At 68.7% G+C, this 22,594-nt stretch carries 14 protein-coding genes and 1 tRNA gene; 9 read left to right on the top strand and 6 right to left on the bottom strand.

Translation table 11 applies throughout. The annotated features are described in order from the left end of the window. Positions 1-87 precede the first annotated feature (87 nt). The 4 genes from M1L58_RS11705 to nudC all read left to right on the top strand — a co-directional run bounded on the left by M1L58_RS11705 (position 88) and on the right by nudC (position 9,041). Positions 88-3,489: an ATP-dependent helicase gene (locus M1L58_RS11705; protein ID WP_248659013.1), complete on the top strand. Its 3,402-nt coding sequence runs from the start codon at positions 88-90 to the stop codon at positions 3,487-3,489. Further along, positions 3,482-6,892, top strand: coding sequence for an ATP-dependent helicase (locus M1L58_RS11700; RefSeq protein WP_282578622.1), 3,411 nt, complete (start codon positions 3,482-3,484; stop codon positions 6,890-6,892). Before M1L58_RS11705 ends, M1L58_RS11700 begins: the two co-directional genes overlap by 8 nt. 66 nt (positions 6,893-6,958) lie before the next feature. Next, entirely contained in the window at positions 6,959-8,032 is a 1,074-nt protein-coding gene (locus M1L58_RS11695; RefSeq protein WP_040536179.1) for a potassium channel family protein, read from the top strand. Between the two features lie 88 nt (positions 8,033-8,120). Beyond that, on the top strand, positions 8,121-9,041 hold the full coding sequence (gene nudC, locus M1L58_RS11690; protein WP_248659012.1) for an NAD(+) diphosphatase: 921 nt from the start codon (positions 8,121-8,123) through the stop codon (positions 9,039-9,041). A gap of 71 nt (positions 9,042-9,112) precedes the next feature. Here the strand turns inward: nudC and M1L58_RS11685 are convergent, their stop codons facing one another. Beyond that, positions 9,113-9,397, bottom strand: coding sequence for a mycoredoxin (locus M1L58_RS11685; protein WP_005197022.1), 285 nt, complete (start codon positions 9,395-9,397; stop codon positions 9,113-9,115). A gap of 118 nt (positions 9,398-9,515) precedes the next feature. Between M1L58_RS11685 and M1L58_RS11680 the strand changes: the two genes are divergently transcribed. Beyond that, positions 9,516-11,648, top strand: a complete 2,133-nt coding sequence (locus M1L58_RS11680) for an ATP-dependent DNA helicase UvrD2 (protein WP_308221810.1) — start codon at positions 9,516-9,518, stop codon at positions 11,646-11,648. 601 nt (positions 11,649-12,249) lie between these two features. Beyond that, on the top strand, positions 12,250-12,543 hold the full coding sequence (locus M1L58_RS11675; RefSeq protein ID WP_006866895.1) for a WhiB family transcriptional regulator: 294 nt from the start codon (positions 12,250-12,252) through the stop codon (positions 12,541-12,543). 59 nt (positions 12,544-12,602) lie between these two features. Here the strand turns inward: M1L58_RS11675 and M1L58_RS11670 are convergent, their stop codons facing one another. The 3 genes from M1L58_RS11670 to M1L58_RS11660 all read right to left on the bottom strand — a co-directional run bounded on the left by M1L58_RS11670 (position 12,603) and on the right by M1L58_RS11660 (position 16,403). After that, entirely contained in the window at positions 12,603-13,919 is a 1,317-nt protein-coding gene (locus M1L58_RS11670) for an ABC1 kinase family protein (RefSeq protein WP_006866894.1), read from the bottom strand. Between the two features lie 15 nt (positions 13,920-13,934). After that, positions 13,935-14,846, bottom strand: coding sequence for a hypothetical protein (locus tag M1L58_RS11665; RefSeq protein WP_248659010.1), 912 nt, complete (start codon positions 14,844-14,846; stop codon positions 13,935-13,937). Between the two features lie 87 nt (positions 14,847-14,933). Further along, positions 14,934-16,403 (bottom strand): zinc-dependent metalloprotease, encoded by a 1,470-nt coding sequence (locus M1L58_RS11660; protein WP_006866892.1) that lies wholly within the window; start codon positions 16,401-16,403, stop codon positions 14,934-14,936. Positions 16,404-16,510: 107 nt separating this feature from the next. Between M1L58_RS11660 and M1L58_RS11655 the strand changes: the two genes are divergently transcribed. Then, the gene (locus M1L58_RS11655) at positions 16,511-17,575 is read left to right on the top strand and encodes a YlbL family protein (protein ID WP_248659009.1); all 1,065 of its coding nucleotides are present in this window, start codon (positions 16,511-16,513) and stop codon (positions 17,573-17,575) included. 24 nt (positions 17,576-17,599) lie between these two features. On the opposite strand, the gene M1L58_RS11650 is transcribed toward M1L58_RS11655, so the two are convergent. Beyond that, positions 17,600-18,157, bottom strand: coding sequence for a PPA1309 family protein (locus M1L58_RS11650; protein WP_248659008.1), 558 nt, complete (start codon positions 18,155-18,157; stop codon positions 17,600-17,602). A gap of 209 nt (positions 18,158-18,366) precedes the next feature. On the opposite strand from M1L58_RS11650, the gene M1L58_RS11645 reads away from it, so the two are divergent. Continuing rightward, complete coding sequence (locus M1L58_RS11645; RefSeq protein ID WP_248659007.1) at positions 18,367-21,324, top strand: UPF0182 family protein; 2,958 nt, start codon at positions 18,367-18,369, stop codon at positions 21,322-21,324. A gap of 84 nt (positions 21,325-21,408) precedes the next feature. On the opposite strand, the gene M1L58_RS11640 is transcribed toward M1L58_RS11645, so the two are convergent. Next, positions 21,409-21,690 (bottom strand): hypothetical protein, encoded by a 282-nt coding sequence (locus M1L58_RS11640; RefSeq protein ID WP_006866888.1) that lies wholly within the window; start codon positions 21,688-21,690, stop codon positions 21,409-21,411. A gap of 227 nt (positions 21,691-21,917) precedes the next feature. Between M1L58_RS11640 and M1L58_RS11635 the strand changes: the two genes are divergently transcribed. Next, a tRNA-Met gene (locus M1L58_RS11635) sits at positions 21,918-21,994 on the top strand. The last annotated feature ends 600 nt before the right edge of the window (positions 21,995-22,594 follow it).

The raw sequence follows: 22,594 nt of genomic DNA, 5'->3' as shown, positions 1-22,594 counted from the left end.
CCGTATGCGCGGGTGGCGAGCCCGGCCCACCCGCACCGACACCTCGGGCCGCGGGAGTCGTCGGTGGCACATGATTCGATGGAGCCCATGAGTCGGAAACCGGGCACCCAGGCGTCACGCAGCGCCCTGCGCGCACGGCTCGTCGCGGCGCCCGAGGCCACGGACCGTCCCCGGGAGTGGCCGCCGGCGATCACGCAGGTCATCGACCCGGCGGCGAGCATCCCGGCCGGCGAGGAGGAGCAGGCCTGGCGTCCGGTGCGGGTCCACGGCGGACCGGGCAGCGGCAAGACCTCGCTGATCGTCGACGCCGCTGTCGCACGCCTGCTCGACCCCGCGACCGATCCGGAATCGGTCCTAGTCCTGGCGTCGAGCCGCCGGGCGGCGGTCGCGCTGCGCGAGGAGATCACCCGGCGCGTGCTCTCGGCCAACGCGGCCGGGCGGCGTGTGCTCGGCGGTGCGCTCCGCGAACCCCTCGTCCGGACCGTGCACTCCTACGCCTTCGCGATCCTGCGCCTGCAGGCGAGTGCCCACGGCAACCCGCCCCCGCGGCTGATCACCGGATCGGAGCAGGACGTCGTGCTGCGCGAGCTGCTCGCCGGCGACATCGAGGACGGCGCGGAGTACTGGCCCGCGCATCTGCGGCCGGCCCTGGGTACCGACGGTTTCGCGCAGGCACTGCGCGACCTGATGATGCGGGCCGCCGAACGCGGCGTCGGGCCGGAAGAACTCGCGGCCCTCGGTCGTGAACACAAACGCCCCGAGTGGACCGCCGCGGCCCGTGCGTACGCCCAATACGAGCAGAACATGTTGCTGCGCGGCGCGGTCGGCCTCGAGACGCCCGGTGCGTCGGCGCCGGCCGTCGACGCCGCCGAGCTGATCGGTTCGGCGTTGTCGGCCTTCGCGACCGATCCCGACCTGCTCAGTGGCGAACGCCGCCGCATCCGTCACCTCCTCGTCGACGACGCGCAACATCTGGATCCGCAGGCCGCACAGCTGATCCGGCTGGTCGGTACCGGCACCACCTCGACGATCATCGCGGCCGACACCGATCAGTCGGTCTTCGGATTCCGGGGGGCCAGTCCACGATTCGCCGACGGGCTCGCCGAGCCGGGGTCCGAGCGCGACATCGTGCTCGAGCACGACTTCCGCTCCCACCCCGACCTCGCCCGCCTGGGCCGCGCGATCGCCGCGAGGCTCCCCGGGGCGCGCCCGCACGCATATCCCCAACCGGTGCAGGCCGAGTCCGACGCCGCAGTGCCACGCGACGTGGCTGCCGTGCGCGTGTACGGATCGGCGGCCAAGGAGGCCACCGCGATCGCCGACCTGCTGCGCCGCGCCCATCTGTTCGACGGCGTCCCGTGGTCGCAGATGGCCGTGATCGTCCGGTCGGTGTCCCTCGCCCTGCCCCCGCTGCGCCGTGCGTTCCGGTCGGCCGGGGTCCCGGTGACCACCCCGGCCAGCGATCTGCCGTTGCACCGCCAGCGTGCGGTGATCGCGCTGATGCTGGTGCTGCGGGTGGTCGCCGCCCGCCGCGAGGACCCGACGATGCGGAGCGAGGCGACCCCGGAGTCCGAGCTGTTCACCACCGAGGACACGCTGACGCTGCTGTCGGGTCCGGTCGGTGCGGCCGATCCCGGTGCGATGCGACGCCTGCGGCGCGGCATCCGTCGCCTCGACGAGAAGAACGACCCGACGGCGCAACCGGATTCGCTGACCTCGTTGACCCGCGCCCTCCTCGACCCCGAGCTCGGCGCACGGTACCGCCGGGCCCTCACCGAGACCGAGGCGGCGCCGCTGGCCCGCGTTCTCGACGTCGTCGCCGCCGGACAGCGGGCGCACGATGCCGGACGCGGCGTCGAAGAGACGCTGTGGGCGGCCTGGCAGGCCACCGGTCTGGAACGGCGCTGGGCGGCGTCGGCGGTCCGGGGCGGTCCGGCCGGAGAACAGGCCGACCGTGACCTCGACGCCGTCATGGCGATGTTCGAGGCAGCGGCCAACTTCGCCGACACCCTGCCCGCCGCCGGGCCGGCCGGGTTCGTCCACTACCTGTCCCAGCTGCAGATCCCGCGTGACACCCGAACCGCCACGGCGGCAACCGAATCGGTGACCGTCCTGTCGGCGCATGCCGCGGTCGGCCGCGAGTGGGAGGTTGTCGCGGTGGCCGGGGTCCAGGACGGTCTGTGGCCGTCGTTGCGCAGCCGCGGCGGTGTGCTCTCCACCGGTGCGCTCGTCGACATCCTCGACGGCATGGATGCCGGCGCGGTCGACACAGTCGCCCGTGGCGCGACGGCACTCGCCGACGAGCGGCGGCTGTTCCTGGTCGCCTGCACGCGCGCACGCAGCAGGCTGCTCGTGACGGCGGTGGAGGACGGCAGCGGCGACGCCTCGCCGTCGCGCTTCCTCACCGAACTCGCCGATCTCGTCGATGATCCCGACGACGAGGCGCCTCAGGCCGAACTCCAGCTCGACCCCGGGGTGGACCGCGTTCTGTCGCTCCCGTCGCTGGTCGCGACCCTGCGTTCGGTGGTCATGGCCGGTGCCCACGAACCCGACGAGCGGACCCGGGCCGCAGCCCGGCTGCTCGCCGAACTCGCCGACTCCGACATCCCCGGCGCCCACCCGCGCGACTGGTTCGGGCTCGCCGAACCCAGCACCGATGCGCCGCTGTGGACACCGGACAACGGACCCGTCGTGCTGTCGCCGTCGAATGTCGAAGCGCTGAACCGGTGTTCGCTGCGCTGGGTGCTCGAACGCAACGGCGGCCGCGACGGCGACGGGACGCCCGCACTCACCGGTAGCCTCGTGCACACACTTGTCCAGGCCGTTGCGGGACAGCTGGATCCGGTCGAGGTGACCGCGGCGCTGCGCGCGATCTGGGACCGGGTCGACACCGGCGCGGGCTGGTACTCGGCCCGGGAACTCGAACGCGCCGAGAGCATGCTCGGCCACTTCCGCGACTGGCTGCGGATCTCGCGTGCCGACCTCGAGGAGGTGGGCGTCGAATTGCCGGTCGACGCCACCGTTCCCGGCGGTCCCACCGGTGATCCCGACGAAGAGGATGCGCCCGACGTGCGGCTGCGCGGCCGCGTCGATCGCCTCGAGACCGATGCGGCCGGCCGCCCGGTGGTCGTCGACGTCAAGACGTCGAAGAACGCGATCACCAAGGCCGAGGCCGACGAGCACGCCCAGATGGCGGCCTACCAGGTCGCGTTGGCGCATGGGGGAGTGCCACAGTTCGGTGATGTCCCGCCGGGTGGTGCGCGCCTGGTCTACGTGTCCACCGCGAACCGCAATTCCGGTGCGGCCGAACGCGTCCAGTCGCCGTTGACGCCCGAGATGCTCGACGAGTGGATCGGCGTGGTGCGCCGGGCCGCCCGCGCGAGCATCGGCCCGACCTTCACCGCGACACCCAACCCGGGCTGCGTGCACTGCAACCTCACCACCAGCTGCCCCGCGAAGATCCCCGGAAAGGCGGTGACCGATGACTAGCGGAACCCAGACCGGTGGACTCACGACCGGCCGGACGATGATCGGCGCGAAGTCGCTGGCCGCGGCGCTGGGCCTTCCCGACCCGACCCCCGAACAGGTGGCGGTGATCGAGGCGCCGGTCGAGCCGATGCTCGTCGTCGCCGGAGCTGGTGCGGGCAAGACCGAGACGATGGCCTCGCGGGTGGTGTGGCTCGTCGCCAACCAGATCGTGGCACCCGACGAGATCCTCGGACTCACCTTCACGCGCAAGGCCGCCAGCGAGCTCGGCGCACGTATCCGGCGTCGACTGTCCATGCTGTCGGGCGCGCCCGCCCTGCGCACCTGGGACCCGGACGGGACGCTGGCCGCACGGCTGCGCGGCGCCGACCCGGAGGTCAGCACCTATCACGCCTACGCCGGCCGCTTGATCGCCGACTACGGTCTGTTGCTGCCCGTCGAACCGTCGTCGACGCTGCTCACCGAGACCGAACTGTGGCAGCTCGCCTTCTCGCTCGTGTCGTCGTGGCCGGGGGAGCTGAACACCAAGAAGGTTCCGGCCAGCGTCACCGAGTCGGTCCTCAAGCTGTACGGCGAGATGTCCGAACACCTCGTCGACATCGACGATCTCGCCAAGGCGGGTTCGCGACTCTACGAGCTCATCGACACCCTGCCGAAGGGGCCGAAGCAGCGCGACAAGCCCACGCAGGCGCTGCTGAAGGTCAAGGAGGTCATCGACGAACGGCGCGAACTGATCCCGATGGTGATCGCCCTCGGCGAGACGATGAGGGCGCAGTCCTCGCTCGACTTCGGCAGCCAGATGTCGCTCGCCGCGAAGCTCGTCGTGTCCAACCCGGAGGTCGTGGCCGCCGAGCGCACGGCGTTCCGCGCGGTCCTCCTCGACGAGTACCAGGACACCGGACATTCGCAGCGCGTGCTGCTGTCGACCCTGTTCGGCGGCCACGACCCGTCGCGGGAGTCGGTCGCCGTCACCGCGGTCGGTGACCCGATCCAGTCCATCTACGGCTGGCGCGGTGCGTCGGCGGCCAACCTCCCGCGGTTCGCCCGCGACTTCCCACGACCCGACGGCACGCCCGCCGAACGTCGCGAACTCCTCACCAGCTGGCGCAACGCAGCTCAGGGCCTCCGCCTGGCCAACCAGATCTCGGAGGAACTGCGGCGTCGCGGGATCCCGGTCTCCATCCTGCGACCCCGCCCCGACGCCCCGCACGGCACCGCGGCCATCGCCCTCACCGAGACCGTTCTCGACGAACGTAACTGGATCGCCGACGAGGTCGAGCGGCGCTATCGCGCGGCCGAGGCCGCCGGCGAGGCTCCGCCCACCACAGCGATCCTGGTGCGGCGCAACGAGGATTCCGCCCCGCTGGCCGCCGAGCTGGAGAGCCGCGGCATCCCCACCGAGGTCGTCGGCATCGGTGGACTGTTGCACGTCCCGGAGATCGAGGACATCGTCGCGACGCTGCGCGTCATGGCCGATCCGATGGCCGGCACCGCCGTGATGCGGCTCCTCACCGGTGCCCGCTGGCGTCTCGGCGCCAAAGACCTTGCCGCGCTGTGGCGTCGGGCCACGACGCTGGCCGCCGAGAGCTACGCAGAGGCGGGTGGCGTCGTCACCAGCCGCGAGGAACTCGACGCCGCGCTCGACGCCGTACTGCCCACCGAGATCGTCGATCGCGCCGGGATCGCCGATGCCGTCGTCGATCCGGGTGACCCCGGCGACTACAGCCCGGAGGGATACGCCCGCATCCGGGCGTTCGGTGCGCAGCTCGAATCCCTCCGCCGCCGCATCGGACAACCACTGCCCGAACTCGTCGCCGATGTGGAGAACACCATCGGCGTGGGCGTCGAGGCGCAGATCCGTGCCCGGCGCATGCGCGGCGCGATCACCGGCCGCGAACACCTAGACGCCTTCGCCGACTACGTCAGCCACTACGCCGACCGTCCCGGTGCGAACCTTCCCGGGCTGCTGGCTTTCCTCGACGCCGCCGAATCCATTGAGAAAGGCCTGGAGCCCGGCAAGATCGAGGTCGCCGAGCAGCGCGTGCAGATCCTCACCGTGCATGCGGCCAAGGGTCTCGAGTGGGACGTCGTGGCGATCCCGCACCTCGCGAAGGGAATCTTCCCGAGCGCCAAGGCCGACACCACGTGGCTCGGCAGCGCGCGCGAACTACCCGCCGACCTGCGCGGTGACCTCGCGATCCCGGCCGAGTCGGCCGACGGCACGCCCGAGGGCTTCCCGCTGCTGAAGATCGACACCGTCGGCGACCGCAAACAACTCGAGGACGCCCTGTCCGACCACAAGGCGGCGATCAGCGAACGCCGCCTCGAGGAGGATCGGCGCCTGCTCTACGTCGCCCTCACCCGCGCACGACACGACCTGCTGATCTCCGCTCACCACTGGTCGGAGACCGGTGACAAGCCGCGCGGCGGTTCGGGTTTCTTCGACGAGCTGATGGTCGCCATCGACGAGGCGATCACCGATCCCGCCGTCGACTCCACCGGCCTGTCGATCGCGGTGCGCACCCCGCCGCCGGCCGAGGACGCGACCAACCCGCTGGCCGAACGCGTTGTGGCGCAGCCGTGGCCGCGTGATCCGCTCGCCGGCCGCCGCGACGCCGTGCAGGCGGCAGCCGACCTCGTCCTCGACGCCATCGCCACTCGCGAGGCGCCCGCACTGTTCGAGGCGCCGGAGGCCCCGAACGATCCGGAGATGCTGCCGATGCCGCCCGACCCGGAGGACGAGGTCGCGGCCTGGGAGGCGGAGGTGTCGGCCCTGCTGGCCGAACACCACCAGGCCAACCAGGCGCTCGTCGAGGTGACGCTGCCGACGCACCTCTCGGTCAGCCAGCTCGTCGAACTCGACGCCGACGAGGCCGAGTTCGCCCGCAGGCTCCGGCGCCCGACGCCCTTCCGGCCCAACCCGATGGCGCGGCGCGGCACCGCATTCCACGCCTGGGTCGAGCGCTGGTTCGGTGCCACCCGGCTGCTCGACATCGACGAATTGCCCGGCGCCGCGGACGCCACGGCGAGCCCGGACGCCGACCTCGACGCGTTGCGCGAGGCCTTCCTCGCGTCCCGCTGGGCCAATCGCAGTCCCACCGAGGTGGAGGTGCCGTTCGAGACCGTGATCGGCGGCATCGTCGTGCGCGGCCGCATCGACGCGGTCTTCGCCGAGAAGGACGGATCCTGGACGGTCGTCGACTGGAAGACCGGCGTCGTACCCGAACCGGCGAAACGGGAGTCGCTGTTCATCCAGCTGGCCGCCTACCGGATCGCCTGGGCTCAGCTGGCCGGCGTGCCGGTGGAGAAGGTGCACGCCGCCTTCCACTACGTGCGCGACGGACACACCTTGGAGGCCGACGACCTGCCCGACGAGGCGACCCTTGCCGCCAAGCTGGCCAAATGAGCCCTCGCACCGTCGTGTGGGTTACATTTCAGCGTGTGAGCGAACTCCAGGAGCGCAAACGTGGCAATGCGTAACCGCTTCCGCGGCCGCTTCGGATCCGACGCCGAGCTGGCCAACCGGCCCGACCACGCACTGGTCGGCGTCGTCCGTATCCCCGAGTTGCAGCAGAGCCCCGCACGCGCGATCGGACGCCGCGTGCTCTGGGCGTGCCTCGCGCTGTTCTTCACCTCGGTGGTCGTCTGGCTCGATCGCGAGGGGTACCGGGACGCGCAGAACAGCGAACTGTCCTACCTGGACTCGCTGTACTACTCGGCGGTCACTCTGTCGACGACCGGCTACGGCGACATCACGCCGATCAGTCCCTTCGCCCGATTCATCAACATCATCATCATCACGCCGCTGCGTGTGCTGTTCCTGATCGTGCTGATCGGCACCACCCTCGAGGTGCTCACCGAACGGTCCCGACAGGCGCTCAAGATCCAGCGTTGGAGGAATACCGTGCGCAATCACACCGTCGTCATCGGTTACGGCACCAAGGGCCGCACCGCGGTGGACGCCATGCGCGGCGACGGCATCAAGCCCTCGGAGATCGTGGTCGTCGACTCCGACCCGACCGTCCTGGAGTCCGCGGCCTCCAACGGTCTGGTCACCGTCCGCGGCGACGCCACCAAGTCCGACGTGCTGCGTCTGGCCGGAGTCGCGCATGCCTCGAGCATCGTCGTGGCCACCAGCCGCGACGACACCGCCGTCCTGGCGACACTCACCGCACGCGAGATCAATCCGCGGGCCAAGATCGTGGCGTCCATCCGCGAGTCGGAGAACACCCACCTGATGCGGCAGTCGGGCGCGAACTCCGTGGTGGTGTCCTCGGAGACGGCCGGTCGCCTGCTCGGTATCGCGACGATGACCCCGTCGGTGGTCGAGGTGATCGAGGATCTCCTCACCCCCGACGCGGGTTACGCCATCGCCGAACGCGAGGTCGACCCGACGGAGACCGGCGGCTCGCCCGCGCACACCCGCGACATCGTGCTCGGCGTCGTCCGCAACGGGGTGCTGCACCGGGTCGACGACAGCGAGGTCGAACAGATCGAGGTCGGCGACCGTCTGCTGTACGTCCGCAAGAGCCCCGGCGACGACTAGACCCCGTCGACGAGAAGCACGGTCGACGAGAAGCGTGTCGGCCACCAGGACACCCCGCGCACCGACCACTGAAAAGGGACACACCGACGTGCACTTCGAACTGGTCCACCAGCCGCTTCTGTCGCGCGCGACATTCCACCGCGCCGACGAGGTCCGCGACGACGCCGAGCGCATGCTGGCGGGATGGCCACAGGCGAAGGTGCTGCTGATCGACTCCAACGGTCGATATCCGGTCGGGGAGTCGGGTGTGCTGCACTGGGTTCCGGCGACCACCGTTGCCGACGAGCCGCCCGCCGATGCGGTGATCCTCGGTGTCGTGGACGGCATCGACCGGTGGGCGCGCCGGGTCGATCACATCGACGGACCCACCGACGACGCACGACGTGGCGCCGTACATCTGACGCCGGACGAGGCGGGACTGCTCGTCACCGCGCTGGGAATCCTGAATTGGCATGAGACGGCGAGTCATTCGCCGGTCGACGGGTCGGCGACGCGGCCGGCGCGTGGCGGTTGGGTGCGTCGGAGCGTCCAGTCCGGCCGGGACGAGTTCCCACGCACCGATCCAGCGATCATCACCGTGGTCCACGACGGCGCCGACCGGATCCTGTTGGGGCGCCAGGCCGTCTGGCCCGAGGGCTGGTACTCGACCCTCGCCGGGTTCGTCGAACCGGGGGAGTCACTCGAACAATGTGTGCTGCGGGAGGTGCACGAAGAGGTCGGCATCGTGGTGCGCGAACCGCGCTACCTGGGCAGCCAGCCGTGGCCGTTCCCGCGGTCGCTCATGCTCGGCTTCGCCGCGATCGGCGATCCCGCTGACGAGCTCGCCTTCCTCGACGGCGAGATCGGCGATGCGCAGTGGTTCCACCGTGACGAGGTGCGCGAGGCGTTGTCGCGGGACGGGTGGACGCGTGCCGATCCCGGACCCGACGGCGCGGCACCCCGGTTGCAGCTGCCGGGATCGATCTCCATCGCACGCACGCTGATCGAGTCCTGGGCCGCGGCCGGGTGACGGCGCAGCAGTCCCGGTAGACGAGAAAACCCGGGTCCGGCAAGGCCGGCCCGGGTGTTCAGGTCACGAGATCAGACGCCGAGCTTCTTCTTGACGTCGGCGATCGAGGGGTTGGTCGCGGTGGTGCCGTCGGCGTAGAGAACGGTCGGGACGACGTGGTTGCCGCCGTTGACGCTGCCGACGAATTCGGCGGCATCCGGGTTCAACTCGATGTCGATCTCCTGCCAGGGGATACCGCTGGCCTTCAGTCCGGTCTTCAGGCGGGCGCAGTAACCACACCACGAGGTGGTGTACATGGTCAGTTCGCCGGTGTCGGAGTTGCGGGCGCCTGCCTCGTCGTCGATCACGTTGCTCATGACTGTCATAACACCACGCATGCGCAGGCTGTTCCCGGCGGCGCCGCGATCGGCGACGTGGGACGCGTCACGCACAGCCCGATCGCCGGTCCGGGGAGCGTCGGTGGGTGGTGACATAGTGGAGTCCGTGCGCCATCCGACCTCCCTCGCGAACCCCGATGCCCGCTTCCGCGATGCCGGCGCGGTCGAGGGACTCGACCCGGAGCAGTCCGCGGCCGTCCTCGCTCCGCGCGGCCCGGTCTGTGTGCTGGCCGGCGCGGGTACGGGCAAGACGCGCACCATCACGCGACGCATCGCCCACCTGGTCGACACCGGTCAGGTGAATCCCGGCCAGGTCCTCGCGGTCACATTCACCGCTCGCGCGGCGGGCGAGATGCGGACCCGGTTGCGGAGCCTCGGCGTCGGCGGGGCCACCGGCAACGTCGCCGCCCAGACCTTCCACGCCGCGGCGATGCGGCAGCTGCGCTACTTCTGGCCGCGCGCCTTCGGCGATGCCCGGTGGGAGCTGATCGACAACAAGTTCCCGCTCATCTCGCGCGCCGCACGCCGCGCCGGACTCGACACCGCTACCGACACCCTGCGCGATCTCTCGTCGGAGATCGAGTGGGCCAAGGCCACCCTGATCTCGCCGGAGAACTACGTCGAGGCGGTCGGCCGCCTCGGACGCGAGTCGCCCGCACCGCCGCAGAAGGTGGCCGCGGTGTACGGCCACTACGAGGACTCCAAGGTCTCACCCGACGGCGATCGCCTCCTCGACTTCGACGACATGCTCATCTACATGACGCAGATCCTCACCATTGAGCCCGGTGCGGCCGACGAATTCCGTTCGCGCTACCGGTGTTTCGTCGTCGACGAGTACCAGGATGTGACGCCCGTCCAGCAGGGACTGCTCGACGCCTGGCTCGGCGAGCGCGACGATCTGACGGTCGTCGGCGACGCCAACCAGACGATCTATACGTTCACCGGCGCATCCCCGAACTATCTGCTCGACTTCAGCCGTCGCTTCCCGGAGGCGACGGTCGTCCGGCTCGAGCGTGACTACCGGTCCACGCCCGAGGTCGTCGACCTCGCCAACCGCGTGATCGGTGCCGCGCGCGGACGCATCGCCGGGACCCGTCTCCGCCTCATCGGACAGCGGCCGTCCGGCCCGCAACCGCAGTTCGCCGAATACGACGACGAGCCGGCCGCCGCCACCTCGATCGCGATCGAGATCAAGCACCTCATCAAGTCGGGTGTCGCACCGTCGGAGATCGCGATCCTCTACCGCGTCAACGCCCAGTCGGAGAACTACGAGCAGGCGCTGACCGAGGCCGGCATCCCGTATCAGGTGCGCGGCGGCGAGGCGTTCTTCGCGCGCACCGAGGTGCGGCAGGCGATGCGGCAGATCGCCACGGTCGCCAACCGCGAGGTGAGGCCCGGTGTCACGACGATCGAGGTCGTGCGCGCGGTCCTCGGCGAACTCGGACTCACCGACGAGGAACCGTCGGGCGCCCAGGCGCGCGCCCGGTGGGAGTCGCTGAAGGCGTTGGTGCAGTTGACCGAGGACATGGTCGCCGAGAACCCCGACCTCACGTTGCCGCAACTGTCTGCCGAACTCACGACCCGGTCCGAGGCGCGTCATCCGCCGACGGTCCAGGGCGTCACCCTGTCGTCGCTGCACGCGGCCAAGGGACTCGAGTGGGATGCGGTCTTCCTGGTCGGGCTGACCGACGGGTCACTGCCGATCAGCCAGGCCATCAAGGGGTCTTGGGAAGACGTGGAAGAAGAGCGCCGACTGTTCTACGTGGGCGTGACGCGTGCCCGCGAACACCTGCATCTGTCGTGGGCCCTCGCGCGTAACGAGGGTGGACGCGCCCGTCGTCGCTCCCGGTTCCTGACCGATCTCGTCCCCGACGACTCGCCGGCGTCGAAGATCGCCAAGGAACGTACCCCCCGCAAGGGACCCACCTGCCGCGTCTGTGGCTCACGGCTGATGGATTCGACCGCGACGCTGCTCGGTCGGTGCGCGGGATGCCCGTCCGACCTCGACGAGAACCTCCTGGTCGCGCTCAAGGAATGGCGCAGGTCTCGCGCCCAGGCGAAGAAGGTCCCGCCCTTCGTCGTCTTCTCCGACAAGACGCTGACCGCGATCGCCGAACAGCGGCCCACGGATACCGCTGCGCTGGTGTCGATCTCGGGGATCGGCGCGCAGAAACTCGACGAGTACGGCGAGGATCTCCTCGAACTCGTCAAAACCGCAGGTCAAAAATAGGTTGTGCGCCTTCTGGCGCACCGTTTAGGCTGATCTCCGTCAGCACACGGGTGGGAACGCTCTTGTGCCCACCAGGAACCATCGCTCATCGGAGTTCGTCGAGAAGAGAAAGGAGCGGATCAGTGAACGGAAGCACCGTGAACCAGGCCGGCATCGCCGTGTCTGCGGCCAAGCCGAACCAGGCACACGCCGTCGTTCTGCGCGCCCGTCGCAACCGCTCCTGGCTGCCTGCCGTCTGTGCACGTCCGGTCGTCGCTCGAGCGACGATTCCGGCAACGCCGGCCGTTGCAGCCGCACTCCCGGCGGTCGCTCCGCCGACTGCGGCAGCGCATCCCGCCGCGGCAGTGCATCCGGTAGCAGCGCACGTAGCGCCGGCAGCAGCCGCAGCAGCAGCCCCCGCGCCGCATGGGTTCCCCGTACCGACACCGATTCTCCGGAGTTAGACCTCCGAGAACTTCGGGCCACGGGCGAATCGCAGAGGCGAAACCCGTGGCCCTCTTTTTTGTCACCCGATCATCACCCCTCGCAGGGGTTCTCGGACCGGCAGCCACATCGAGGACATGGGTCACCAATCCCAAACGAGCAGATGTGGAGAAACCCAATGACCGTCGATTGCGTACTCGAGTCCTGTATCTCGGCGGACCGCGCAGCGACCGCCCGGCTCGACCTGCCCTGCCAGGTGGCCGACGCCGACCTGTGGTTCGCCGACAACCCGCGTGACCTCGAGCGTGCCAAGGCGATGTGTGCCGACTGCCCGCTCCGGACCCAGTGCCTGCAGGCGGCCCTGGATCGTGCCGAGCCCTGGGGCGTGTGGGGCGGCGAGATCTTCGAACGTGGCACCGTGATCGCACGCAAGCGGCCCCGCGGCCGGCCGCGTAAGAACTCGGCGGCCTGAGAACACAGACAGCGACGCCGCGAGCAGATACTCGCGGCGTCGCTGTTCGTCGTCGGGGATCAGTCACCCAGACCGGGCACCCATTCCTCCATGATGGCGCGGTACGGCGCGTGCGCCTCGAGCTGCGAGGCGATGCCGACACAACCGCCGAGCACACGGAACACCATCACGAACCGCTTGGGTACGTTGAGGTTCCGCGAGGTCTTGTAGACCTCGCCGCGCACGTCGGTCGCCTTGCCCGCGGCACGCTGCATCCACTTGCGCGTGAAGTGGAACGACTCGGAGTACAGCGGGTCGACGTATGGCCGCAGGTACGCCTCGAGGTCGGCGCTGGTGACCTTCGACGCGTGCGACGGGCGGATGAACTCCGCCTCGACCATCAGGTCCTTGAGTTCGTCGTACTTCTGGTCGCGGGCGAGCCGCAGGATCGGCCCGGTCTCCGGGGGGAGTCCACCGGGGTAGTGGCCGACCGCACCGAAGTCGAGGACACCGAAACGGCCGTCGTCGGCGATGAAGAAGTTGCCCGGATGCGGGTCGCCGTGGAGCAGGCCGACCCGGTACGGCGAGCTGACCTCGAACTCGGCCATTTTCGCAGCCGCGTTGTCGCGGGTCTCCTGGTCGCCGGTCGCGATGATCTTCGACAGCGCGACACCGTCGACCCATTCCGAGACCACGACCTTGGGCGCGCTGGCGACCACCTTGGGGATCAGGAAGTTCGGATGCCCGTCGTACGCCTTGGCGAAGGCCCGCTGGTTGTCGGCCTCGCCGAGATAGTCGAGTTCGGCCTCGGTGCGGTCGATGAGTTCGTCCATCATCGCCTTGACGTCGGTGCCCGGCGACAACCTCTGCAACAGGCCCGACATGCGCGACAGCGTCTTCAGGTCGGCCTTGAGCGCGTGGTCGGCGCCCGGGTACTGGACCTTGACCGCGACCTCACGCCCGTCGGACCACACACCCTTGTGCACCTGGCCGATCGATGCCGACGCGGCCGGCTCGTCGGAGAACTCCTTGAAGCGCTCACGCCAGCGGGTACCGAGTTGCTGGTCGAGGACCTTGTGGACCCTGTCGGCCGACATCGGCGGTGCTTCCGCCTGGAGCTTGGTGAGTGCTTCGCGGAACGGTTCACCGAATTCGTCGGGGATCGCGGCTTCCATGATCGACAGCGCCTGACCCACCTTCATGGCGCCGCCCTTGAGCTCACCGAGGACCGCGAACAGCTGTTCTGCGGACTTCTCGAGGAGTTCCTGGTTGACCTCGTCCTTGTCTCTACCGACCATGCGCTTGCCGAGCCCCGCCGCCGCACGTCCGGCCATACCGATGGGGAGAGAAGCCAACTTCGCGTTGCGACGACCCTGCCCCCGAGTGATGTCGGTCATAGCATCCTTTCCGCGTCACACAATAGACGACTTGAGCTGTTCGTCTCGCACCAGACGACAATCGCAGCTCGGGTGGGGTGACCATTCTCGGCGGTCCACTCGCACAGGATCATCGCGGAACTCCAACACCTGATTCAACAACTGCGGCACGCCCCGTGGCGCGGCGGGGGAGGGCCCACGCAGTGCGGTCACGAGACGTTCGACCTGCCCGTGCGCGATCGCGGCGGTCGGCCGCACGATCGCGGGATCCGGGTCGCCCGGTGCGCGGATGAGCTGCACCGCCATCGTCGGCCACTCCGGATCGGCGTCGGAGCGATGGTGGTCGGCGCACATCAGACAACTCGAAAGGCCCGGCAGGACGAGCGGGCCGACGATTCCGACGCCGTCGCGGACCCGGACCAGCAGGTGCGGAATCCGCGCCCTCGTCAGGGCGAAGACGACCCGCGGGTCGTGGACGAGGAAGTCGCTGAGGATCACGAGTCTGGTGTCGACGGTGTCGAGAGAGCCGTCGGGGCGTCGGCGCATCGTCCGGTGGACCTGCAGGCCCTGCGCTCGCAAGGAGGCGACCAACAGGTCCGACAACGGTCCCTGACCGTGGATCTGTATGCGGAATTCGACGAGATCCCCACTCGCCGAGGGGGTTTCGGGTTGGATACTCGGGACCGTCCGCCCGGCCGCGGCCAGACCGTCGAGGAGCGTCCGGATCTCGTCGTCGGCGAGTCCGGCGGCAGACGCCCGACGGATGAGCAGCTCCGGGGTGCACGGGCGTTCCAGCGAGCGCAGCATCGTGGCGACCGAATGCGCCGAGATCGCGTCGTTGAGTTCGATGATCACGCTGCCGGCCGGATCGATCCCCACGTGCACCCGGTTGCCCGGTCGTACCAGGATCGGTGTTCCCGGCCGGATGCGCGGGACCGTGATGGACATGACGCAACTCTGCCAGCGAAAACATCTCGCGGGAGGCGGTCGGGCCGGTTATCCACAACATGGGCGCGTGCGGCGTCGACTGTGGAGTTACGAGCCGGCCTGCCCGCTCTGTCCGTTCGGCCCGTCGTCTCCGGACTCGGTGTCGTCCTGTTCGGCGAGTGACTTCTCGAGCTGCGCGATGGCGTCGTCGAGATCGGTGTCCTTGTGCAGGAGTCGGTCGATGAACGCCGCCGGGTTGTCCAGGTCGTCGGAGTCGGGCAGCAGGTCGGGGTGTGCCCAGACACCGTCGCGGGTCGACAGGTCGGTGGCCTCGAAGACCCGACGCCACAGTTCCGACGCCTCGCGCACCTTGCGCGGGCGCAGTTCGAGACCGACGAGGGTCGCGAAGGTCTGCTCGGCGGGGCCGCCCGAGGCGCGGCGACGACGGATGGTCTCGGTCAGTGCCCCGGTGCTCGGGATGCGGTCGCCGAGGGCCCGGGTCACGACCTGCTCGACCCAGCCCTCGATGAGGGCCAGAAGCGTCTCGAGACGGCCGAGCGCGGCCTTCTGCTCGGGCGTCGTGGTCGGCTCGAACGACGTCGACGAGCTGATGAGCTCCTCGAGCTTCGACGGATCGGACAGCAACTCGGTGGGATCGATGTTCGACGTGGCGTCGGTGATCCCGCTGAAGTCGATGCTGATCCCGCGCGCGTACTCCTCGACCGTCGACAGCAGACGCTGACGCAGCCAGCCGACGTGTGTGAAAAGCCGGACGTGGGCGGCCTCGCGGGCGGCGAGGAAGACGATGATCTCCTGGGCGGGCTGCTCGAGACCCTCGGCGAACTTCGCGATCGCCTCGGGGAGCAGCACCGCGATGCCCTCGGGCGCCAGCGGCAGACCGATGTCGGTGGAGGTGAGCACCTCCTTGGCGAGCTGGCCGAGCCCCTGCCCGAGTTGGGTGCCGAAGGCCATCCCGCTCATCTGGGTCAGCATGCCCAGCATCGGCCCGGCGAACTGGGCGGCCTCGGCGGGGAGATTGTCCTGCCAGGTGCGCGCGAGCTGCTCGGCGACCGGGTTGCACAGACCCTTCCAGGTGTCCATCGACTCCTCGAGCCACTGCACCGGGGTCCACGCGACAGTCTGGGTGACGCCGCTGGGGAACGTCGTCGCGTCGTCGAGCCAGACGTCGGCGAGTCTTACGGCGTCGGCCGACGCCGAGATCTCCTTCTCCAGGATCGGTGTGAACGAACCGATCTGCTGGCGGGCGAGATTCGTGGCGACCTCGTAGTTCACCGGACCGCCGCCGCCACCGGCCATCCCGGCGCCCATGCCGCTGAACATGCTGCCGAGTTGGGAGAACATCTGGCCGAGCATGTTCGGGTCGAAGTTCGACGGGTCGAAGTCGCCGAAGCCCTGTCCGCCGCCGGAACCCTGTCCGCCCATTGCGAATCCGAACGGGTTGGCGCCACCGAAGGGGTTGCCGGGGTTGCCGCCCGGCTTGTCCTTGTCGCCGCTGTTCTTGTCGCGGTCGTCGTCGCCGTTGCCGGACGCCGAGAAGCCGAAGGGCAGATCACTCATACGTCCACCGTACCGCCCGGACAGGCGCGTCCACGGCGTCGGATGTTCGCCGTGCGCGTAGCGACGCCGGGACTGTCGTCGGAGGTCGGGGCACTATCGTGTGCGGAATGAGTTCGAGCCCCCGCTTCCGCCGGATCGCCACCGCCGCGGTCAGCGCCCTGGTGTTGATGGCGTTGCTCGTCGTCGGCACGCAGGTGCAGGTGCCCTACGCCGCACTCGGTCCCGGTCCGACGCTGAACACGCTGGGCATGACGAAGGTCGAGCAGGACGGCAAGGTCGTCGAACGCAAGGTCGTGCAGATCGACGGAGCGCCCCTCGACAAGACCACCGGCAACCTCAACCTGACGACGGTGTCGGTCAGCGACGGGCTCACCCTCTTCGACGCACTGGGAATGTGGCTGTCCGGGAAGTACGCGCTCACCCCGCGCGACGAGGTGTATCCGCCGGACCGCACCACCGAGCAGGTCCAGCAGGAGAACGCTCAGCAGATGACGGGGTCGGAGGAGAGCGCCACCATCGCGGCGCTGCGTTTCCTCGACCGTCCCACGGTTCTGCGTATCGCCGGCGTGGGCGCCGAGGGTCCGTCGGCCGGTGTCCTGCAGGCCGGTGACGTGGTCACCAGGGTCGGGGGCGTCGAGGTCGAGACGAGCAAGGAACTGCGCGACGTCGTGTCGAAGAACCCGCCGGGCACGGTGCTGCCGCTGGAGATCGTGCGGCAGGGCACCCCGCAGACGGTGACCGTCACGCTCGCCCCACATCCCGACGACGCGAAGGCCGGGTTCCTCGGGGTCGCGGCCGAGGTCGCCAATGCCGACCCGTCGCTGAAGGTCACCTACACCGTCGGTGACATCGGTGGACCGTCGGCGGGCATGATGCTGGCGCTGTCGGTCATCGATCAGCTGAGCCCGGGCGAGCTCACCCACGGCAAGTTCATCGCGGGAACCGGCACCATCACCGCCGACGGGGACGTCGGGCCGATCGGCGGCATCACCCACAAGACCCGCGCGGCGCACGATGCCGGTGCGACGGTGTTCCTGGTCCCGGCCCGGAACTGTGCGGAGGCCGTCTCCGACCGTCCCGACGGCCTCGAATTGGTGAAGGTCGACACGCTCGACAGCGCGGTGGACGCCCTGGACGCCATCGGCGAAGGGCGCCCGGCCCCGACCTGTTGACCGGTCGTTCCTCGTCCGGGCGGTTCAGACCCCGGGTTCGTCGGGTGTGAAGGTGCCGGCGAGCGCCGCCCGCAACTCGGTCCCGAGCTGCGGATGGGTGAGGGTCTCGATCTCCTCACCCGGCTGATGGCGTAACCGCATGAGCGCGAGATCCTTTCCGGAGCGCAGCACGCCCACCACCAGACGCGCCTGCTCCGACGCGTCGTCCGGAACGCTTGCAGCCGGCTGGCTCTCGTTCGCGACATAACGCGGCGTACCGTCGTCGCCGGGAGCCGGGGGAGCGACCACGATCTCGATGGCCACCGCGGCTCCGACGACGGCGTCGGGCCAGATCGCCGATGCCAGGAAGGCGTCGAGGTCGGCGTGCTCCTGCTCGATCGGGGTGAGGGGCGAGCCGGCGTCGTCGCCGAGAACGTCGGGTGCCTGCTCGGCCAGGACCGCAGTGGGGACGAGGGCGAACACCGACGGCGTCTGGCCCCAGCCTGCGGCGTCGACGTGGTCGAGGATCTCGCTCAATGCGCTCCCGAGGTCGTCGGTGGAGAAACCGCGGGGCGTCGTCGGGGGTGTCGTGGGGTCGGGCACCCGCCCATCTTGCCCCGACGAAGCCGTCGTCCACGACCCCGGGGAACCGTGATCGACCTCGGATCGTTGTCCCGACGCCCGAGTGTGATCAGCACCCGGGTGGTGCCAGTACAGTGGGCACCACGCCCAGGCTTGCTCGTCACGCAGGGCGTTGTCCGGATTGAGAGCTTTGGAGAGTGGGTCTGGTGGGCGTCCGAGGGCCGGCAGGAATGCCGACACTGTCACGCAGGAGCAAGATCGTCATCGGACTCGGCGTCGCCGTGCTGGTCCTCTTGCTCATCGGGCCACGAATGATCGGTCTTGCGACCGACTGGCTGTGGTTCCGCGACGTCGGGTACTCGAGCGTGTTCAGCACGGTCGTCTGGACCCGCGTCATCCTCTTCCTGATCACGACGCTGGTGGTCGGCCTGATCGTTTTCGGCGCGGTCGCCCTCGCGTACCGGTCCCGGCCGGTCTTCGTGCCGACCGCGGGGCCCAACGACCCGCTCGCGCGCTACCGGACCGCCATCATGACCAAGGTGCGGTGGTTCGCGGTGCTGCCGGCACTGATCATCGGCGCACTCGCCGGTCTCGTCGCGCAGGGTTCCTGGGCCACGGTCCAGATGTTCCTGCACGGGACGTCCTTCGGTCAGAAGGACCCGCAGTTCAACCTCGACATCGGCTTCTACGCCTTCGACCTGCCGTTCTACCGGTTCGTGCTGAACCTGCTGTTCGTCGTGGTGGTCGTGGCGTTCCTGGCCAACCTGGTCACCCACTACATCTTCGGCGGCATCCGACTCGCGCAGGGCGGGGGATCGGTCACGATGGCCGCCCGCATCCAGCTCGCGGTCCTGGCCGGAACCTTCCTGCTGCTCAAGGCGGCGGCGTACTGGCTCGACCGCTACAACCTGCTCTCGAGTTCGCGGAAGTCCGAGATCTTCCCGGGCGCCAGTTACACCGACATCAACGCAGTCCTGCCGTCCAAGCTCATCCTGATGGCGATCGCGATCATCTGTGCCGTCGCCTTCTTCGCCGCCGTCGTGCTGCGTGATCTGCGTATCCCCGCTCTCGCAACCGTGCTGATGCTGTTCTCGGCACTGCTGATCGGTGTGGGCTGGCCTCTGACCATGGAGCAGTTCTCGGTGAAGCCGAATGCTGCCCAGAAGGAGGCCGAGTACATCCAGCGGGCCATCAACTCCACGCGAGAGGCCTACGGCATCGGGCCGGACAAGGTCATCACGCAGAAGGACTGGACGGCCGAGCCGGCGAACCCCGCCCTCGTCAACAGCGACATCCCGACGCTGTCGAACGTGCGCATCCTCGACCCGAACGTGGTCTCGCCGACGTTCATCCAGCAGCAGCAGCGCCAGAACTTCTACGGCTTCCCGACCCAGCTCGCGGTGGACCGTTACAAGATCGACGGCGAAGTCCGCGACTTCGTGGTGGCGGTTCGCGAACTCGATCCGAGCCGCTACCTCGAGAACCAGCAGAACTGGCTGAACAAGCATCTCGTCTACACGCACGGCAACGGCTTCGTCGCCGCGCCGGCGAACCGGGTCAACGAGTCGGCCGACGAGAACGACATCGACGGTGGCGGCGACCCGTTCTACTACGTCAGCGACACCACGAACTACCAGACCGAGGCGTACAAGCGCGACGCCCCGATCAAGGTGACGCAGCCGCGCATCTACTTCGGTGAGCTGCTCGCGAAGATCGATCCCGACTACGCGATCGTCGGTTCCGAGGGCGGCGAGCCCCGCGAACACGACATGGGCGACGCCAAGTACACCTACCAGGGCCCGGCGGGCGTCCCGCTGAGCAATTGGTTCAGCCGGCTGCTGTACGCGGGCAAGTACGCGGAACGCAACTTCCTGCTGTCGGGGGAGATCACCTCGGCGTCGAAGATCATCTACAACCGCGACCCGCGAGACCGCGTGAAGCAGGTCGCGCCGTGGCTGACCGTCGACTCCAAGACCTATCCCGCGGTGATGGAGGACGGTTCGATCAAGTGGGTCGTCGACGGGTACACCACCCTCGACAACTTCCCGTACTCGCAGCCGATGTCGTTGCAGAGCGCGACCGCCGACGCCCAGGACCTCAATCCCGGGCAGACCGGACGCACGCAGGTCAACAAGACCGTGTCGTATGTGCGCAACTCGGTGAAGGCCACGGTCGACGCCTACACCGGTGAGGTCAAGCTGTACGAGGTCGACACCGAGGACCCGGTTCTCAAGACCTGGATGAAGGTCTTCCCGGATTCGGTCGCCTCGCGTGCCGAGTTCGACAAGCAGACCTCCCTGCGGGAGCACGTCCGGTACCCAGAGGATCTGTTCAAGATCCAGCGGGCACTTCTGACGCGCTACCACGTCGACTCCCCGGGCACGTTCTTCCAGGCGAACGACTTCTGGTCGGTGCCCTCTGATCCGACGAGTCCCGACGCCGAACAGCGCGGACTCGATCAGCCGCCGTACTACTTCGTGGCCTCGGATCCGGAGAGCAAGCAGGCATCGTTCCAGATCACCTCGGTGCTCACCCGCCTCAACCGGCCGATCCTCGGTGCCTACATCACCGTCTCCTCGGACCCGTCGAACTATGGGCAGATCACCGTCAAGGAGCTCCCGGGTAACAACCAGCGGTCGGGACCGAAGCAGGCCTTCAACCCGATGAAGACCGATGGCCGAGTCGCCGAATCGTTGAAGGCACTCGAGAACACGGCGAAGGTGACGTTCGGCAACCTGCTGACGCTGCCGGTCGGTGACAACGGAATCCTGTACGTGGTCCCGATGTACGCACAGGCCCAGGGCGAAGAAGCCTTCCCGCGGCTCTTCCGGGTGATCACCCGTTACGAGCCGAAGGAACGCGAGGCGCGGATCGGTTACGCCCCGACGACGGCGGAGGCGCTGCGTCAGGTCGGGATCACGCCGGCCGCCGGTGTGGTTCCCGGTGAGCAGCAGTCCGAGGACACACCCGACCAGTCCGAGCAGCAGGGTGGGACGACCAACCCGCAGCAGCCCGCGCCTCCCCAGGGCGGAACGCCCGAACGCGACGCCGCGGTGAAGGCGATCGGGGACGCGCTCGGCGCACTGCGGGACGCGCAGACAAAGGGCGACTTCGCCGGTTACGGCCAAGCCCTCGATCGGCTGAACAAGGCTGTCGCACAGTACGAATCACTGCCCGAGCAGAACTAGCCGGACAGATTCCGATCGATGCGCCCCGATGAGGGGCGCATCGATCGGGAGAAGGAATCGGAGCGCTACGTGCGTCGGGTATCGCTAGCCGCGATACTTGCGCACGTAGCGCTCTTTCTCGTCCGGGGTGTTGTCCGGAAGAACCGGGCTGTGGTGATACCGGTGGCCGATCGTGAAGAAGATCGAGACGGCCACGCCGAACGCCGCGACCATGAGCACCGCGGACACGATTGCGGGGCCCGTGTTGCCGGAGGCCATGTGGACCAGCCACAGTGCCGCGGCCACGAAGCCGCCGAGTGCGAGTACGAATCCGATGAAACTCATCGGGTGGTTGCCATGGCTCTCATGGTGGAGATGGGCGGACATGGTTCCCTCCTCGGTAGTGGGTCAGCCCGGATCGGGTAGCGCCGAGTCTACGCCCGAGAGTGACCCAGCTCACAACAGCGAAAGCTGCCCGAGCCGGACGATGCGCCGTCGTGACCACGTCTTTATCGCCGCGGTGACCGCTGTCACTGGCATCGATGCTGGTCACGGGCGGTTGCGGTATCGATTTGCATCGCTGACAAACGCGTGTGTAACGTTGTGTTCACCAACGCGGGGTGGAGCAGCTCGGTAGCTCGCTGGGCTCATAACCCAGAGGTCGCAGGTTCAAATCCTGTCCCCGCTACCAACACGAGAACCCCCGCCCGGGATGTCCGGGCGGGGGTTCTCGCTTTTTCTGGGTTTGTTCTCTCGGCCTGGGTGTTGGCTCGAGATCCCCGGGTTGATGGCTGAACGAGAACCGGCTCGAAGAACCGGCCCCAGGACCCGCCCCTGGAATCCACCCTCCGCAGATCTGCCGGCGACGGTGTGTCGTTCGGACCGCCCGTGGAGGGCGGATACGGGGGCGCGGTTCCATCGGGAAAGCCCGGACAAGGCTCGGTATCCGTTCCGAATGCACGCCGAACTCGGTGTTGGTCCCCAGGCATAGCCGCTGACCAGGCGATTTGACGCTGAGGACCCACGTGCGTAACTTATGTCGAGTCAGCGCGCCACGGCGCCGCCCCGGCCGGCCTGAGAGGGTTTGGATGGGGAGTGGAGATCGGGCTTGCGGCTGACCGCCCCTGAACTTCCGGTTCGAGTCTTTGTGTCTCGGGTTGGTGTTTGAGGGGTTTGCCAGATTCCTTCGGGCTGCGGATCTTCGGGTTTGCGGGGCGGAGATTAGGTCTGGTAGGCTGGAAGAGTTGCCCCGGAGACGGGGTGGCTTGGATGGTGTGAACCTAGTCTGCCA

It is taken from the genome of Gordonia sp. C13 (assembly GCF_023218005.1).
Classification (GTDB): Bacteria; Actinomycetota; Actinomycetes; order Mycobacteriales; family Mycobacteriaceae; genus Gordonia; species Gordonia namibiensis.
The sequence above is the reverse complement of the archived record's forward strand: the minus strand, read 5'-3'. Positions and strand labels throughout refer to the sequence as shown.

Bases quoted from the DNA above. Each gene is read 5' to 3' on its own strand.
- M1L58_RS11640 (WP_006866888.1), bottom strand. From the start codon at position 21,690: ATGTCCGCCCATCTCCACCATGAGAGCCATGGCAACCACCCGATGAGT.
- M1L58_RS11665 (WP_248659010.1), bottom strand. From the start codon at position 14,846: ATGTCCATCACGGTCCCGCGCATCCGGCCGGGAACACCGATCCTGGTA.
- M1L58_RS11700 (WP_282578622.1), top strand. From the start codon at position 3,482: ATGACTAGCGGAACCCAGACCGGTGGACTCACGACCGGCCGGACGATG.
- M1L58_RS11645 (WP_248659007.1), top strand. From the start codon at position 18,367: ATGCCGACACTGTCACGCAGGAGCAAGATCGTCATCGGACTCGGCGTC.
- M1L58_RS11695 (WP_040536179.1), top strand. From the start codon at position 6,959: ATGCGTAACCGCTTCCGCGGCCGCTTCGGATCCGACGCCGAGCTGGCC.
- M1L58_RS11655 (WP_248659009.1), top strand. From the start codon at position 16,511: ATGAGTTCGAGCCCCCGCTTCCGCCGGATCGCCACCGCCGCGGTCAGC.
- M1L58_RS11670 (WP_006866894.1), bottom strand. From the start codon at position 13,919: ATGACCGACATCACTCGGGGGCAGGGTCGTCGCAACGCGAAGTTGGCT.
- M1L58_RS11660 (WP_006866892.1), bottom strand. From the start codon at position 16,403: ATGAGTGATCTGCCCTTCGGCTTCTCGGCGTCCGGCAACGGCGACGAC.
- M1L58_RS11675 (WP_006866895.1), top strand. From the start codon at position 12,250: ATGACCGTCGATTGCGTACTCGAGTCCTGTATCTCGGCGGACCGCGCA.
- M1L58_RS11685 (WP_005197022.1), bottom strand. From the start codon at position 9,397: ATGAGCAACGTGATCGACGACGAGGCAGGCGCCCGCAACTCCGACACC.
- M1L58_RS11705 (WP_248659013.1), top strand. From the start codon at position 88: ATGAGTCGGAAACCGGGCACCCAGGCGTCACGCAGCGCCCTGCGCGCA.